Source organism: Bacillus sp. JJ1474, assembly GCF_036965225.1.
Lineage (GTDB): Bacteria > Bacillota > Bacilli > Bacillales > Cytobacillaceae > Cytobacillus.
In genome coordinates this window covers 4,109-20,097 of sequence record NZ_JBALPC010000119.1, presented here as the reverse complement: position 1 = coordinate 20,097, position 15,989 = coordinate 4,109, and the positions used below count along the sequence as shown (strand labels likewise).

13 protein-coding genes are annotated in these 15,989 nt (G+C 37.7%); all 13 read left to right on the top strand.

What is annotated here, in order from left to right; all coding sequences use genetic code 11:
• The first annotated feature begins 395 nt into the window (after nucleotides 1-395).
• A complete protein-coding gene (citZ, locus tag V7164_RS15615; protein WP_335343858.1) occupies nucleotides 396-1,514 on the top strand; it encodes a citrate synthase in 1,119 nt (372 codons plus the stop codon).
• 194 nt (nucleotides 1,515-1,708) lie between these two features.
• Entirely contained in the window at nucleotides 1,709-2,980 is a 1,272-nt protein-coding gene (icd, locus tag V7164_RS15610; protein ID WP_335343868.1) for an NADP-dependent isocitrate dehydrogenase, read from the top strand.
• 120 nt (nucleotides 2,981-3,100) lie between these two features.
• Nucleotides 3,101-4,039, top strand: coding sequence for a malate dehydrogenase (mdh, locus tag V7164_RS15605; protein WP_335354534.1), 939 nt, complete (start codon nucleotides 3,101-3,103; stop codon nucleotides 4,037-4,039).
• Nucleotides 4,040-4,220: 181 nt separating this feature from the next.
• On the top strand, nucleotides 4,221-4,697 hold the full coding sequence (locus tag V7164_RS15600) for a MaoC/PaaZ C-terminal domain-containing protein (RefSeq protein ID WP_335343856.1): 477 nt from the start codon (nucleotides 4,221-4,223) through the stop codon (nucleotides 4,695-4,697).
• 172 nt (nucleotides 4,698-4,869) lie between these two features.
• Nucleotides 4,870-5,580 (top strand): response regulator transcription factor, encoded by a 711-nt coding sequence (locus V7164_RS15595; protein ID WP_335343855.1) that lies wholly within the window; start codon nucleotides 4,870-4,872, stop codon nucleotides 5,578-5,580.
• 2 nt (nucleotides 5,581-5,582) lie between these two features.
• The gene (pnpS, locus tag V7164_RS15590; RefSeq protein WP_335343854.1) at nucleotides 5,583-7,358 is read left to right on the top strand and encodes a two-component system histidine kinase PnpS; all 1,776 of its coding nucleotides are present in this window, start codon (nucleotides 5,583-5,585) and stop codon (nucleotides 7,356-7,358) included.
• Between the two features lie 218 nt (nucleotides 7,359-7,576).
• Nucleotides 7,577-8,542 (top strand): FtsH protease activity modulator HflK, encoded by a 966-nt coding sequence (gene hflK / locus V7164_RS15585; RefSeq protein ID WP_335343853.1) that lies wholly within the window; start codon nucleotides 7,577-7,579, stop codon nucleotides 8,540-8,542.
• Nucleotides 8,539-9,474 carry a protease modulator HflC gene (gene hflC / locus V7164_RS15580; protein ID WP_335343852.1) on the top strand — a complete coding sequence of 312 codons (936 nt, stop codon included), beginning with the start codon at nucleotides 8,539-8,541 and terminating at the stop codon, nucleotides 9,472-9,474. The genes hflK and hflC overlap by 4 nt, the downstream gene beginning before the upstream one ends.
• Nucleotides 9,475-9,774: 300 nt before the next feature.
• Complete coding sequence (polA, locus tag V7164_RS15575) at nucleotides 9,775-12,405, top strand: DNA polymerase I (RefSeq protein WP_335354533.1); 2,631 nt, start codon at nucleotides 9,775-9,777, stop codon at nucleotides 12,403-12,405.
• A 167-nt stretch (nucleotides 12,406-12,572) separates the two neighbouring features.
• On the top strand, nucleotides 12,573-13,400 hold the full coding sequence (gene mutM / locus V7164_RS15570; RefSeq protein ID WP_335354532.1) for a DNA-formamidopyrimidine glycosylase: 828 nt from the start codon (nucleotides 12,573-12,575) through the stop codon (nucleotides 13,398-13,400).
• Nucleotides 13,401-13,550: 150 nt separating this feature from the next.
• The gene (gene ytaF / locus V7164_RS15565) at nucleotides 13,551-14,186 is read left to right on the top strand and encodes a sporulation membrane protein YtaF (RefSeq protein ID WP_335343849.1); all 636 of its coding nucleotides are present in this window, start codon (nucleotides 13,551-13,553) and stop codon (nucleotides 14,184-14,186) included.
• A 19-nt stretch (nucleotides 14,187-14,205) separates the two neighbouring features.
• Entirely contained in the window at nucleotides 14,206-14,805 is a 600-nt protein-coding gene (gene coaE / locus V7164_RS15560; RefSeq protein ID WP_335354531.1) for a dephospho-CoA kinase, read from the top strand.
• Nucleotides 14,806-14,982: 177 nt separating this feature from the next.
• Nucleotides 14,983-15,989, top strand: a 1,007-nt coding sequence (locus V7164_RS15555) for a glyceraldehyde-3-phosphate dehydrogenase (protein WP_335354530.1), incomplete at its 3' end; no start/stop codon positions are given.

Genomic DNA, 15,989 nt, shown 5'->3' with positions numbered 1-15,989 from the left:
TCAGATAATTGTTTATAATAGGACATGAAAATGCAACCTTTTACAAAGTCCTTTAAGAAATAAAAGTAAAAATATATTTATATTTCTACTATTATTTCTATATATTTATTATAGAATGGAAATGTAAGCATTTTCATTCTAGTTGTTTACCGAGCACTCGCTCGAATCGATTATGTGATATTGATTAATTCCATTCAAGGAATAAGAGATTTAATAGGTTGCCTTTTTATCAATTTTAACTGGTCTGTAGTTCGACATTTGTCGACTTAAAAGGGTGAAGTTGTTGCCCATATATCAGATGTACCTGATTAAAAAGTCATAAGGATTTAGCTTAGAACATGATAAACAGACAAAAGGGTATGGGGAAATCTTATTATGTAAAGGAGAGAGTCAGTATGACAGTTACACGCGGTCTTGAAGGGGTAGTTGCTACAACATCATCAATTAGTTCTATCATTGATGATACATTAACATATGTAGGATATGACATTGATGATTTAGCTGAAAATGCAAGCTTTGAAGAAGTGATATATTTGCTTTGGCATAGAAAGCTTCCGAATCAATCACAATTAGAGGATTTAAAAAATCAATTAGCAGAAAATATGGAATTGCCAAAGGAAGTATTAGAGCATTTTAAAATGTATCCGATTGATCAAGTACACCCGATGGCTGCTTTACGTACAGCTGTTTCTCTTTTAGGATTATACGATGAAGAAGCCGACTTGATGGATAAAGAATCTAATTATAACAAAGCTATTCGTCTGCAAGCAAAAATGCCTGCAATCGTTACAGCATTTTCAAGAATTAGAAAAGGTCTTGACCCAATTGCACCAAGAAAAGATCTTGGCTTTGCTGCAAACTTCTTATATATGTTATCAGGAAAAGAGCCTGAAGCCATTGCCATTGAAGCTTTTGATAAGGCACTTGTTCTTCATGCAGACCACGAGTTGAACGCTTCAACATTTACTGCACGTGTTTGTGTGGCGACATTATCGGATGTTTATTCAGGTGTTACAGCCGCAATCGGGGCTTTAAAAGGACCATTACACGGTGGGGCCAACGAAGCAGTTATGAAAATGTTAACTGAAATTAGTACACTTGAAAACGTTGAACCATATGTTCGCGGCAAGCTTGAAAAGAAAGAAAAAATTATGGGCTTTGGACATCGCGTTTATCGCAAAGGCGATCCGCGTGCTAAGCATTTAAGAGACATGTCTAAGAAATTAACAGAACTGACAGGTGAACCGCATTGGTTTGAAATGTCTACAAAAATTGAAAATATCGTAACGGGTGAGAAGAATCTTCCGCCAAATGTTGATTTCTATTCTGCTTCTGTATACCATAGCTTAGGTATTGATCATGATTTATTTACACCAATCTTTGCAGTAAGCCGTGTGTCAGGCTGGCTGGCTCATATTTTAGAACAATATGATAACAACCGATTAATCCGTCCGCGTGCAGATTATACTGGTCCCGGCATGCAGAAATATGTTCCAATCAAGCAAAGAGGATAAGCTTTGGGTGACAGAAAAATAATGTGAGAAATACAGGAATATTTTCAAATTGGAAAAATTCTGTAATAAATAGAGCAGATAAAGGTTAGGGGCTCAAAGCCATCTAACCTTTGATTCTGATAGATAGGTTTGACACCCTAGATTGTGAATTGCCATAGGGATATGTCAATGCTTTTCAAAAAATGGAGGGAATAATCATGCAAGGTGAAAAAATCACGGTAAGTAATGGTGTATTAAATGTACCAAATAATCCAGTAGTTCCTTTTATCGAAGGAGATGGAACAGGTCCAGACATTTGGGCTTCATCTTCAAGAGTATTAGACGCTGCTGTGGAGAAAGCATATAATGGCGAGCGTAAAATTGTCTGGAAAGAAGTATTAGCGGGAGAAAAGGCTTTTAATCAAACAGGCGAATGGCTTCCATCTGAAACTCTAGATGTCATTAACGATTATTTAATTGCAATTAAAGGTCCATTAACGACTCCAATTGGCGGAGGTATCCGTTCCTTAAACGTAGCGCTGCGCCAAGAATTAGACCTTTTCGTATGCTTGCGTCCAGTTCGCTGGTTTGAAGGTGTTCCTTCACCTGTTAAACGCCCACAAGACACAGATATGGTAATCTTCCGTGAAAATACTGAAGATATCTATGCGGGAATTGAATACGCAAATGGTTCAGATGAAGTAAAGAAATTAGTTTCCTTCCTTCAAAATGAACTAGGAGTAAATAAAATCCGTTTCCCTGAGACATCTGGAATTGGAATTAAACCAGTTTCTGAAGAAGGAACGAGCCGTTTAGTGCGTGCTGCAATTGAGTATGCTATTAAAGAGGGACGTAAATCATTAACGCTAGTACATAAAGGTAATATTATGAAATTTACTGAAGGTGCCTTTAAAAACTGGGGTTATGAGCTTGCTGAAAGAGAATACGGGGATAAAGTATTCACTTGGGCTCAATATGATCGTATTAAGGATGCTGAAGGCACTGAAGCTGCTAACAAAGCTCAGGCAGATGCAGAAGCTGCTGGTAAGATTATCGTTAAAGATGCTATCGCTGACATTTTCTTACAGCAAATCCTTACACGACCAAAAGAATTTGATGTAGTTGCTACAATGAACCTAAATGGTGATTATATTTCTGATGCACTTGCTGCTCAAGTTGGGGGCATTGGAATCGCTCCAGGAGCAAACATTAACTATGTAACTGGACACGCCATCTTCGAAGCAACACACGGAACTGCTCCCAAGTATGCGGGCTTAGACAAAGTGAATCCTTCATCTGTTATTCTGTCTGGTGTATTAATGTTAGAACACTTAGGATGGAACGAAGCAGCAAATATGATCGTAAAATCAATGGAAAAGACTATTGAATCTAAAGTTGTTACTTACGATTTTGCTCGCTTAATGGAAGGTGCAACAGAAGTTAAATGTTCTGAATTTGGGGATGAATTAATTAAAAATATGGAGTAATATATATATAATGGAGGCTGTTCATGAAGGTTCAAAGGCTAGTAAGCACTTGGTCCCGTCTAGTTGCAGCCTCCTTTTTACATATTTAAAATACCTGAACATTCCAAGGGAGGAACTCTAATGTCTTTAAAACGCAAAAAGATTTCCGTAATTGGCAGTGGATTTACTGGGGCAACAACTGCATTTTTACTTGCCCAAAAAGAGCTTGGAGATGTAGTATTAGTTGATATTCCACAAATGGAAAACCCTACAAAAGGTAAAGCTTTAGACATGCTTGAAGCAAGTCCAGTTCAAGGCTTTGATGCAAATATTACTGGAACTTCAAACTATGAAGAAACAGCTGATACTGATATCGTTGTAGTAACAGCTGGTATTGCACGTAAGCCAGGAATGAGCAGGGATGATTTAGTACAAACAAACCAAAAGATTATGAAGAGTGTAGCACAGGAAATTGTGAAATACTCGCCTAACTGCTTTATAGTTGTGTTAACAAACCCTGTAGATGCAATGACTTATACCATTTTTAAAGAAACAGGTTTCCCTAAAAATCGTGTAATCGGGCAATCAGGTGTTCTTGATACAGCTCGTTTCCGTACGTTTATTGCACAAGAGTTAAATCTTTCCGTTAAAGATATTACTGGTTTTGTTCTTGGCGGACATGGAGACGATATGGTTCCATTAGTGCGTTATTCTTATGCTGGAGGAATCCCTCTAGAAACATTAATTCCACAAGACCGTTTAGATGCGATTGTAGAACGTACTCGTAAAGGCGGCGGAGAAATCGTTAATCTTCTTGGTAATGGCAGTGCTTATTATGCACCTGCAGCTTCTCTTGTTGAAATGTGTGAAGCTATACTTAAAGACCAGCGTCGTGTTCTTCCGTCAATTGCTTACCTGGAGGGTGAGTATGGTTATGAAGGAATCTACCTAGGAGTACCGACTATCCTTGGAGCTAACGGAATTGAGAAAGTAATCGAGCTTGAGCTTACTGCAGATGAAAAGTCAGCGCTTGATAAGTCTGCTGAAGCTGTACGCAGCGTGATGGATGTTTTGGCATAATCATACAATGGAAAATTCGGAGGGATGCCCTCCGAATTTTTTAAAAACTAAAAATTTGGCCCTCCTATTGGAACTTTATCATGATGGATAAAGGTGGTATAATGTTTTAATAAACAAAATAATTTAACAGTAATCAGATAAATAGTTGGAAACGTTTACATAAAGATGGAGGTGCCCAAAATTGTTACTTGGGAAAAAGCGAAAACTTGGAAGGAAAATTGCAGAAATAAATGTAGGGGAAAAATTAACCTTAACAGAAAAAATTGAGGATAAGGATTTACTCCTCTATTTAGGTCTTACGAATGACGCTAACCCACTTTATATTCAGCATGACTATGCATCACAAACACCATATAAAAAGCCAATTGTTCCAAGCATTATGTTGAATGGCATCATAAATTCAGCCATTTCTAAATATTTGCCTGGCCCGGGATCTCATATATTAAAGCAAGAAATTGATTATGTTAAACCTGTTTTTCACTATGGAACTATCCAGTTTCTTTTTGAGGTCACGGAAGTTAGTAAAAGCAGTCATACCATTCAAATTAAGGTACAAGGCACAAATGAAGATGATGAAATGGTCATTAATGGAACATTACTTGTATGCCCGCCTCATCGTATTCAAGCAATGGACGGCGACACACTTGAAAATTTCTAATGATTCTTCGAAAAGACATATGGTAGACGTATGTCTTTTTCTTTTCCTCAGAATATTGAAATGTTTGTCACTCTTGTTACATTTTCGCTGTCAGTATATATTAGTAATAGGATGAGGTAAGGGGTTTTTATCACGTTATTTAAGGGGAATACCGATTTAAACGGAGGTTAGCATGGGTAAGAAAATATTAGTAGTTGATGATGAACAGTCCATTCTCACTTTATTGGAGTACAATCTTAAACAGGCAGGGTATGAAGTCATCACTGCCATGGATGGAGAAACAGGAAAGAATCTTGCCATCTCAGAAAAGACTGATTTAATTGTACTTGATCTTATGCTTCCAAAAATGGATGGGATTGAGGTATGTAAGGAACTTCGCCAAGAAAAGGTCATGACACCCATTTTAATGCTGACTGCTAAGGATGATGAATTTGATAAAGTTTTAGGGCTGGAGTTAGGGGCAGATGATTATATGACAAAACCCTTTAGTCCGAGAGAAGTTGTAGCTAGGGTCAAGGCTATTTTGAGAAGGACGCAGATGTTGTCAGAGGCTATGGAAGATGCTGCAGATGAATTAGAGTATATCCAAATTGTAGGCTTAAAGATTTTCCCTGATCAATATGAAGCCTATTTTGAAGATGAGCTACTTGAATTAACTCCGAAGGAATTTGAACTCCTCTTATATTTAGCGAAGAATAAGGGACGTGTATTAACAAGAGATCAGCTATTAAGCGCGGTATGGAACTATGACTTTGCTGGGGACACTCGGATTGTGGATGTCCATATAAGTCATTTAAGAGAAAAGATCGAGGCTGATACGAAAAAGCCCATTTATATCAAAACTATTCGCGGATTAGGATATAAGCTTGAGGAGCCTAAATGAGAATGGCCAAATTTCGCTCACGGCTTCTGTTTGGTTTAATTACATTAATATTTGCTGTATTAATTGGACTTGGTGTCCTATTAGGACAGCTTTTTAAAAGCTATTACTTGAATGCTTTTGATGAGCGGCTGAAAAAGGAAAGTGTATTGTTATCGAACTTTATTGAAGATGAAGGCGGTATTCAATCGATTAATAAGGAAGAAATCAATAATTACAGCAAAATGCTTGATGCACGAGTAACTGTTGTTGATATGTCTGGTGCAATCATTCATGATAGCGACCCATTAAAGGATTATTTGAGTAATCAAAAGCATCAATCGATTATTCATGAAATGATTGCTTATAAGGATATGAGCCATCACTTAATTAAAGATACTGGAGTGTACGATTTACATTATTATTGGCATCCAGTCTCGCTATCAGGCAAAAAAGAAGGCTATATTTTTCTAAGTACCCATATGACTGAAATAAATAATGCTTATAAACAGATATGGAAGCTGTTAACGATCATTCTGAGCATTTCATTTATTGTCATATTATTATTAGGATCAAGAATGACAACAAGATATACAAAACCTATTGAGGCCGCAACGAAAACAGCGATTGAGCTAGCGAAGGGGAATTACCGTGCTCGTACTTATGAAGACCATAATAACGAAACCGGTATGCTAAGTGCATCGATTAATGTGCTGGCAAGAAATTTGCAAGATATGAGAAAAACTCAAGAAATGCAGCAGGACCGGCTTTCAGCTCTTATAGAAAATATGGGAAGCGGATTGATATTGATTGATAGCAAAGGATTTATCAGTATGCTTAACCGTACATATAAAGAAATTTTTAATGTAAATCCCATTGAGTATATGAATAAGCTTTATTATGAAGTAATAGAGTATGGCGAAATTGTTTCTCTTATAGAAGAAATATTTATGACTGAAGAGAAAGTAAAGAAGCAAATTATTATTCCATTAGGAAGTGGACGGAGGCATTTTGAGGTTTATGGAGTGCCAATTATCGGAACGAATGATGTGTGGAAGGGTGTCCTTTTAGTTTTTCATGATATTACAGATATTAAGAAGCTTGAGCAAGTGAGGAAGGACTTTGTTGCAAATGTTTCACATGAATTGAAAACACCCATTACATCGATTAAAGGTTTTTCGGAAACACTTTTAGATGGAGCAATGGAGGATAAACAATCTTTAGAAGCGTTTTTGAAAATTATTCTGCAGGAGAGCGACCGACTACAGTCTCTTGTTCACGATTTATTAGATTTATCGAAGATTGAGCAGCAAAATTTTAATCTGTCTATTCAGTCATACAATATTGCAGATACTCTTGAAGAAGTAATAGCGATTTTAGACCAAAAAGCTGCAGAAAGAGAAATTAGCTTAATGATCGAGAAAGAAAATGATCCAATCCTCATCGAGGGTGATGCAGACCGGCTCAAACAAATTTTCTTGAATTTAATCAATAATGCTGTTACTTATACGCCAAATGGCGGAAGTGTTTCAATATCATTAAAAGAATCTCAATCGAAGGTTTTCATTAAAGTAGCGGACACAGGTATCGGAATTTCGAAGGAAGAAATCCCTCGAATATTTGAGCGATTCTATCGTGTAGATAAAGCCCGCAGCCGAAATTCCGGCGGAACAGGCTTAGGGTTAGCTATCGTCAAGCATTTAGTCGAAGCGCATAAAGGAAATGTTTCGGTTGAAAGTAAGATAGGGGAAGGGACAACCTTTTTTATTGAACTGAATAAAAATCTTCCTAAAGGCTACTGATGGATGAAGTGAATGGTTATTTTACATGTTCTTAACAATTAGCAAATGTTAGCTTAATAATTGCTTGATAGAATCATGTATGAAGAACCCCTTCATCCAAAGGAAAATGAAAAAGACGAAAGCAAACCCCGCTTTCGTCTTTTTTGCAATTTTATGAAACCTTTAGGCTAATGAAACGTATTAATTGTAAAGAACCTGTAACAGGAAGGGGAGAGAGTATGGTCAGCTTAAAAAGAATATATACAGTAACTGGCCTTGTACTGCTAATTATTATTTTGGGCATCACCGCCTTGACTACTTGGTATACGGTGGATGAATCTGATCAGGCTGTGATTTTAACTTTTGGAAAGGTTGAGGAAGGAATTACAGAACCAGGTCTCCATTTCAAATTGCCATGGCCAATTCAAAGCGTAGAGAAAGTTTCAAAAGAAACATTCAGTCTTCAATTTGGATTTGAAGAAAAAGACGGCCAAATGAAGGACTTTCCAGAAGAGACAAAAATGATTACAGGGGATGAAAACATCGTCCTCGCTGATCTTGTAGTGCAGTGGAAAATTACCGATCCAGAAAAATTCCTATACAATTCTAGTAATCCCGAAGAAATTCTATATGATGCTACCTCGGCTTCTTTAAGAAGTATTATTGGAAACTCCAAAATTGATGATGCTTTAACATCTGGGAAGGCAAAAATTGAAGCCGATGTAAGGGATTTATTAAGCTCTTTAATTGAAAAATATGATATTGGTTTATCCATTTTGGCTGTAAAGCTTCAAGATGTAGAGCTTCCGAATGATGAAGTTCGGAAGGCATTTACAAATGTGACGGATGCCAGAGAAACTGCCAATACTAAAGAAAACGAAGCAAAAAAGTATGTAAATAAAAGAATGAATGAAGCACAAGGTGAGAAGGATGCATTAATCTATAAAGCTGAAGGGGAAAAAGCAGCACGACTTGAAAGAGCAAGAGGGGATGTAGCTGTTTTCAATAAAATTTACGCAGAATATAAGAATAATCCAGACATTACTAGAGAACGACTTGTTATTGAAACACTTGAACAGGTTCTTCCAGATGCAGAAATTTATATTATGAACGATGATGGAAACACATTGAAATACTTCCCAATCAGGCCTCTTGAGAAAGAACAGCCTGTACAAACAGAGGAAGGAAGTGAAAATAAACAATGAGTGATAATAATGTAATTAATATTAATGAGCGCGGCGGAAAAAACACCCAATGGCGAAACTATATTAAAAGTGGTATTTTCTTAGTAATTCTGCTAATTATAATTGGAATCATTCTCAGCAACCTCTTTATTGTAAAAGAGGGAGAGTATAAAGTGATTCGCCAATTTGGTGAAGTTGTTAGAATTGAAAGTGAGCCTGGTTTAAGCTATAAAATTCCATTTATCCAAAGTGTTTCTACGCTGCCAAAATATCAGCTAACGTATGATGTATCAGAAGCTGAAATTAATACAAAAGATAAAAAGCGGATTATTATAGATAACTATGCTGTTTGGCGAATTGAAGATCCGAAGAAGATGATTGCCAATGCGAGAACGCTTGAAAGTGCTGAAACAAGAATGGAGGAATTTATTTATTCCACTACACGTACAGAGCTTGGGCAGCTAAACTACGAAGAGATTATTAATGATGAGAAATCCTCCCGTGGGTCATTAAATGATCGAATTACGGAAAAGGTAAACGAGCTTCTGGCAAAGGATAATTACGGTATTGTCGTCACAGATGTGCGAATGAAACGTACCGATCTACCGGCTGAAAACGAACAGTCTGTATATACGAGAATGATATCTGAACGTGAATCAACAGCACAGGAATACTTATCTAAAGGGGATGCCAATAAAAATCGGATTATTGCCGATACGGATAAACAAGTAAGAGAGCTTTTGGCAAAAGCACAGGCGGATGCAGAGGAAATTAGAGCTGATGGGGAATCAGGAGCTGCGAAAATTTATAATGAGGCATTTTCAAAGGATCCTAGCTTCTACTCCTTATACAGAACATTAGAATCCTATAAAAAGACTATTAATGGCGAAACGGTTATCGTTCTGCCGTCAGATTCACCATACGCCCGACTATTAATGGGCTACACGAATTAATTAACTTCATTCAGCATTCATCTACCACTTCTATAAATGGGAGAAGAATGAAAAAAGGTATCTATTTCAGTGGGGATTCAAACCCCGGCTGAATGAAGTTAAGCCTCCGGCGGATGCCTCAGATTTTTAGGGGGAATTATCGAGCCAGCTCGATAAAAATCTGGGCGCAATTTCGCCGAGCCGAAATTGATTAAAAACCGTTATTTTTCTTTCTTCGTTTGCTCATGGTAAAATGAAGAAAGGAAATAACGGTTTTTTAATGGAATGCTATGTTAATGGTGAAAAAGAGGTGGAATATACTTGAAGAAAAAATTAGTGTTGATTGATGGAAATAGCATTGCTTATCGGGCTTTTTTTGCTTTGCCGCTGCTGAATAATGATAAAGGCATACATACAAATGCAGTTTATGGCTTTACGATGATGTTATCAAAAATTCTGGAGGATGAAAAACCTACCCATATTCTTGTTGCATTTGATGCAGGAAAAACAACCTTTCGTCATAAGACGTTTAGTGAATATAAGGGAGGAAGACAAAAGACGCCACCCGAATTATCAGAGCAATTTCCGTTCATTCGAGAGCTGCTGGATGCCTATCAGATTCCAAGATATGAACTGGAAAACTATGAAGCAGATGATATTATCGGAACACTTTCACTTCACGCAGAGAAGGATGACTTTGAAGTAAAGGTGATTTCAGGAGACAAAGACTTAACCCAGCTAAGCTCAGAGAAAACAACAGTAGCCATTACCCGAAAAGGAATTACTGACATAGAGGAATACACCCCTGCTCATATTGCTGATAAGTATGGAATCACACCAGAAAGAATTATCGATATGAAAGGATTAATGGGAGATAGCTCCGATAATATTCCTGGAGTTCCGGGAGTCGGGGAAAAAACAGCTTTGAAATTATTAAAAGAGCATGGAACATTGGAAAACCTTCTAGAATCAATCGATAAAGTAAGCGGGAAAAAACTGCAGGAAAAGCTAGAGGAATTTAAAGACCAGGCAATAATGAGTAAAGAGCTCGCTACGATTACAAGAGAAGCCCCGGTAGACGTACAGCTAAATGAAATTGAATATGAGGGATTTGAAAAAGACGAGGTTATCAGAATCTATAAAGAGCTTGGCTTTAACTCTTTATTAGACAAGCTCGGTGACTTTGACGGTGTTGAAGAAGAAGATTTAGAGGAAATAGAGTTTACGATCGTTGAAGAGGTAACAGAGGAAATTTTTTCTGACATAAATTCTTTTTATGTAGAAATATTAGAAGATAATTACCATTATGCTGATATTATTGGATTTTCGGTAGGAAATGAAAAAGGAATATTCTTTATTTCAGCTGAGAAGGCTATCGCATCTCCGATTTTTAAACAATGGGCTGAGGACAAAAGTAAAGAGAAAATCGTCTACGATGGAAAAAGATCTGAAGTTTCCCTGCGTCATCATGGAATCCATTTATCAGGGATTACATTTGACTTACTTATTGCTGCCTACTTAATCAATCCATCTGAAACGATTGAAGATGTGAGTTCTGTTGCAAAAACACATGGATATACATCCATTCAATCAGATGATGCTTTTTATGGGAAAGGTGCAAAGCGAATCATCCCTGAGGAGCGGAAGCTTGCGGAGCATCTATCTAGAAAGGCTGATGCCCTACTATCTTTGAACGATAAGCTGGATCAGGAGCTTAAAGAAAATCAGCAGGATGGATTATTCTATGACCTAGAATTGCCGCTTTCTCTAATTTTAGCTGATATGGAATCGACAGGTATCAAAATGGATCTTGAGCGTTTACAGGCAATGGGCGATGAGATTTTATCAAAGCTAGTTGATATTGAAGTGCGTATTCATGAATTAGCCGGAGAAAAATTTAATATTAATTCCCCTAAACAGCTGGGAGTTATTTTATTTGATAAATTAGGTCTTCCTGTCTTTAAAAAGACAAAAACAGGTTACTCAACTTCTGCTGATGTCCTTGAAAAGCTTGAGCAGGATCATGATATTATTAAGGAAATACTCCTTTATCGCCAGCTTGCAAAGCTTCAGTCTACGTATATTGAGGGCTTATTAAAAATTGTGAATAAAGAAAATGAGAAGGTTCACACAAGGTTCAATCAGGCTCTTACTCAAACTGGAAGATTAAGTTCAACAGATCCTAATCTTCAGAATATCCCTATTCGACTGGAGGAAGGGAGAAGAATTCGCCAAGCATTTATTCCTTCTGAAAAGAACTGGCTGATCTTTGCTGCTGATTATTCGCAGATCGAGCTAAGAGTACTTGCTCATATTGCTGGTGATGAGAAGCTGATTGATGCATTTAATCAAGATATGGATATTCATACAAAGACCGCAATGGAGGTCTTTCATGTAACTGAAGATGAAGTTACTTCGAATATGCGCCGCCATGCAAAAGCAGTTAACTTTGGAATTGTGTACGGCATTAGTGATTATGGGCTCTCTCAAAGTCTAGGAATTACACGAAAAGAAGCAGGTCAATTCATTAATCGATATTTAGAGAGCTATCCAGGTGTTAAACAATATATGGAAGATATTGTTTATGATGCTAAACAAAAAGGCTATGTATCCACTCTGCTGCATCGCAGGAGATACTTGCCAGAAATTACGAACCGAAATTTTAACCTCCGAAGCTTTGCAGAACGCACTGCGATGAACACACCGATACAAGGAAGTGCTGCCGACATTATTAAGAAGGCAATGATTGATATGGCCAATCGTTTAAAACAAGAAAAACTGAATTCACGGCTCTTGCTTCAGGTTCACGATGAATTAATCTTTGAAGCACCAGAGGATGAAATTGAACAGTTAAAGAAAGTCGTCCCTGATGTAATGGAAAATGCCATTCAATTAAAAGTTCCATTAAAGGTTGATTACGCCTATGGGCCTACATGGTTTGACGCGAAATAGAAAAGCGGAAGTGCCTTGTTCACCCCCGACAAGCACAAGACGAGCCTTTCGGAAAGGTGTTCTTTACCTTTCTGGAAGGATTGGCTTGTGACCTCGAGGGGGTAGGCGCTGGAGCTAGACAAATAGAAAAGCGGAAGTGCTGGAACTAGACAATAGGAGGTGGTTCGATGCCTGAATTGCCAGAGGTGGAAACGATCCGCCGTACGTTGGATGAATTAATTATGAACAAGACGATTGACCATGTTTCAGTTTTCTGGCCGAAAATTGTAAAGCATCCTGAGGAAGTATCGCAATTTAAAGATGCATTAGTTGGGCAGAAGTTTACCGGTACCGGCAGAAGAGGAAAATTTCTTATTCTTTATACTCAGGATTTTGCGCTCATTTCCCATTTGCGAATGGAAGGAAAATATGGGCTTTTTCAGCAGACTGATGAAGTGGATAAGCATACTCATGTTATTTTCCATTTCACAGATGGTTCAGAACTTCGCTATAAGGATGTACGGAAATTTGGTACGATGCATCTATATTTAAAAGGTGAAGAATTTAATCGTCTTCCTCTTTCTCAATTAGGTCCAGAACCCTTTTCTGATGGTTTTACAAAGGAAGAATTAGCTGAGAAACTTTCAAAGACGAAAAGGAATATTAAAGCTGTTCTCCTAGATCAAAAGGTGGTGGTTGGTCTCGGTAATATTTATGTTGATGAAGCACTATTCCGGGCGCAGATCCATCCGGAGAGACATGCTGACACTATAACCAATTCTGAATTAACAAGACTTCATAAAGAAATAATAGCTACATTGTCTGAAGCTGTTGACAAAGGGGGAAGTACGATCCGTTCGTACATTAACTCCCAAGGTCAAATTGGTATGTTTCAGCTCGAGCTTTTAGTTTATGGCAGGAAAGGAGAAGACTGCAAAGTTTGCGGCAGTCAGCTTGAAAGAATTATTTCCGGCGGACGTGGAACTGTATTCTGTCCTTCATGCCAAAAAAAATAATGTTAAACTCGCCATTTCAGGCGAGTTTTTCGTTCTCAAGTGCTTAAAAAGTTTTTCAATAACAATGGATAGGCTTCTCCCATATACTATCTTAGCGTTTGACAGGTAGCAACAGGTTACGTGTTGATACGAGGGAGGAGTCCTATCCAAATGATGCATACAATATCACTTTTTTTACTAGCATTTGCTGTTAGTCTAGATAGCTTTAGTGTAGGATTAACTTATGGATTACGAAAAATGAGCATCCCATTGAAATCAATTGGAATCATTGCTTGCTGTTCAGCAATCGCATTAGTGATTGCCATGACAATCGGTCGCTTCATTATTGGCTTTTTTTCACCTGCTTTCGCGGAAAGTGTTGGGGGAATCATTCTTATTTGCCTTGGAGTGTGGGTGCTTATTCAATTTTTCCGTTCAGGAAAGTCCAAGGATGCACTTCCCCATGAAAAAACGATTGTCAATTTTGAAATTAAATCGCTTGGTGTTGTTATACAAATTTTGCAAAAGCCAATGTCTGCGGATTTTGATAAATCGGGCACTATAACAGGGATTGAAGCATTAATGCTTGGACTTGCGCTATCCCTTGATGCATTCGGTGCTGGGATTGGCGCAGCTATGCTGGGGTTTTCCCCATATTATTTAGCTCTGACAGTGGCTGTCATGAGTTCACTGTTTGTATATATGGGCCTAAAAGTGGGGTCCGTTTTCTCCAAAAGTGATTGGGTACAGAAATTTTCCTTTATACCGGGGATACTATTAATACTAATTGGGATTTGGAAAATATAACGTAAGAAAGGGAAATGAGATGTCTATAGTTGTCGGCCTGACTGGAGGAATCGCAAGTGGAAAGAGCACAGTTTCCTCCATCTTAATTGAAAAAGGAGCATTAGTCATTGATGCAGATGTAGAAGCACGCTTAGCTGTCGAAAATGGAGAAGAAGCCTATAATGAGATCATTGCCTATTTTGGGGATCAAGTCCTGCTTGAAGACGGGTCGATTGACAGAGGAAAACTAGGATCTATCATTTTTCATGATGAACAGCAGCGTCAGAAACTTAACAGTATTGTTCATCCTGCAGTTAGAAAAAGAATGTTGTTGAAGAAAGACAATGCCATTGCAGACGGTGAAAAACTAGTAATTCTCGACATTCCGTTATTATTCGAAAGCAAGCTGACCTATATGGTTGACAAAACCATTTTAGTATTTGTGGATGAAGATGTTCAATTAGAACGGTTAATGAATCGTAATCATCTCACTAAAGAAGAGGCGATGGCAAGAATTAACTCACAAATGCCGCTTAAGGATAAGGTTCAGCTTGCTGATGAAGTTATAAATAATAATGGTACTATAGCGGAAACAGAGCAGCAGCTTATAGAAATATTGAAAAAATGGAATGCTATGTAGGAGCCTTAAGGGCTCTTTTTGTTTGCAATTGTTAATCAAGAGCAATAGGTTGATTAATCAGAATTATAAAACATTTATTTTCCACACTTTAATCATTACAAACGTCTACTAATATGTTATACTAATTACATATGAATACGATATAAAGTATAACACTTATGCGGAAGGGGCCGTAAAATGAAAGCGAAAATTGCAATTAACGGTTTTGGAAGAATTGGACGAATGGTATTTAGAAAAGCCATTCTTGATGATAAACTTGATGTGGTTGCAGTAAATGCAAGCTATCCAGCTGAAACATTGGCACACTTAATTAAGTATGACACAAATCATGGCCGATTTGAAGGGGAAGTTATTCCGGAAGACGGCGCTCTTATTGTAAATGGTAAGCGTGTACAATTATTAAGCAACCGTAACCCGCAGGAGCTTCCTTGGAAAGAATTAAATATTGATATTGTCATTGAAGCAACTGGTAAATTTAACTCTCGTGATAAAGCAGCACTTCATTTAGAAGCTGGTGCTAAGAAGGTTATTTTAACAGCTCCAGGAAAAAATGAAGACGTTACAATTGTAATGGGTGTGAACGAAGAAGCTTTAAACATTGCAGAGCATGATATTATTTCAAATGCTTCTTGTACAACTAACTGCTTAGCGCCGGTTGCGAAAGTACTTGACGAACAATTTGGCATTGAAAATGGACTAATGACTACGGTTCATGCTTATACGAACGACCAGAACAATATAGACAATCCACATAAGGATTTACGCCGTGCCCGTGCTTGTGCACAATCTATTATTCCAACATCAACAGGTGCAGCTAAAGCGTTAACATTAGTGCTTCCTCATTTAAAAGGCAAGCTTCATGGAATGGCTTTACGTGTTCCAACACCAAACGTTTCTCTAGTTGACCTTGTAGTGGATCTTAAGTCCGATGTAACTGTTGATCAGGTCAATGCAGCATTTGAACAAGCTTCCGAAGGCGCTCTAAGCGGTATTTTAGATATTACGGATGAGCCATTAGTTTCAATCGACTTTAACACAAATCCGCATTCTGCTATCATTGATGGGTTATCCACAATGGTCATTGGAACGAATAAAGTAAAGGTTTTAGCATGGTATGACAATGAATGGGGCTACTCTTGCAGAGTTGTCGATTTAACAAAATATGTTGCACAGGAGCTTCTTAA

What these genes read in the sequence shown, in the direction of transcription:
- V7164_RS15595 (WP_335343855.1), top strand. Translation starts at nt 4,870, where the DNA reads ATGGGTAAGAAAATATTAGTAGTTGATGATGAACAGTCCATTCTCACT.
- coaE (WP_335354531.1), top strand. Translation starts at nt 14,206, where the DNA reads ATGTCTATAGTTGTCGGCCTGACTGGAGGAATCGCAAGTGGAAAGAGC.
- mutM (WP_335354532.1), top strand. Translation starts at nt 12,573, where the DNA reads ATGCCTGAATTGCCAGAGGTGGAAACGATCCGCCGTACGTTGGATGAA.
- ytaF (WP_335343849.1), top strand. Translation starts at nt 13,551, where the DNA reads ATGATGCATACAATATCACTTTTTTTACTAGCATTTGCTGTTAGTCTA.
- pnpS (WP_335343854.1), top strand. Translation starts at nt 5,583, where the DNA reads ATGGCCAAATTTCGCTCACGGCTTCTGTTTGGTTTAATTACATTAATA.
- mdh (WP_335354534.1), top strand. Translation starts at nt 3,101, where the DNA reads ATGTCTTTAAAACGCAAAAAGATTTCCGTAATTGGCAGTGGATTTACT.
- hflC (WP_335343852.1), top strand. Translation starts at nt 8,539, where the DNA reads ATGAGTGATAATAATGTAATTAATATTAATGAGCGCGGCGGAAAAAAC.
- hflK (WP_335343853.1), top strand. Translation starts at nt 7,577, where the DNA reads ATGGTCAGCTTAAAAAGAATATATACAGTAACTGGCCTTGTACTGCTA.
- citZ (WP_335343858.1), top strand. Translation starts at nt 396, where the DNA reads ATGACAGTTACACGCGGTCTTGAAGGGGTAGTTGCTACAACATCATCA.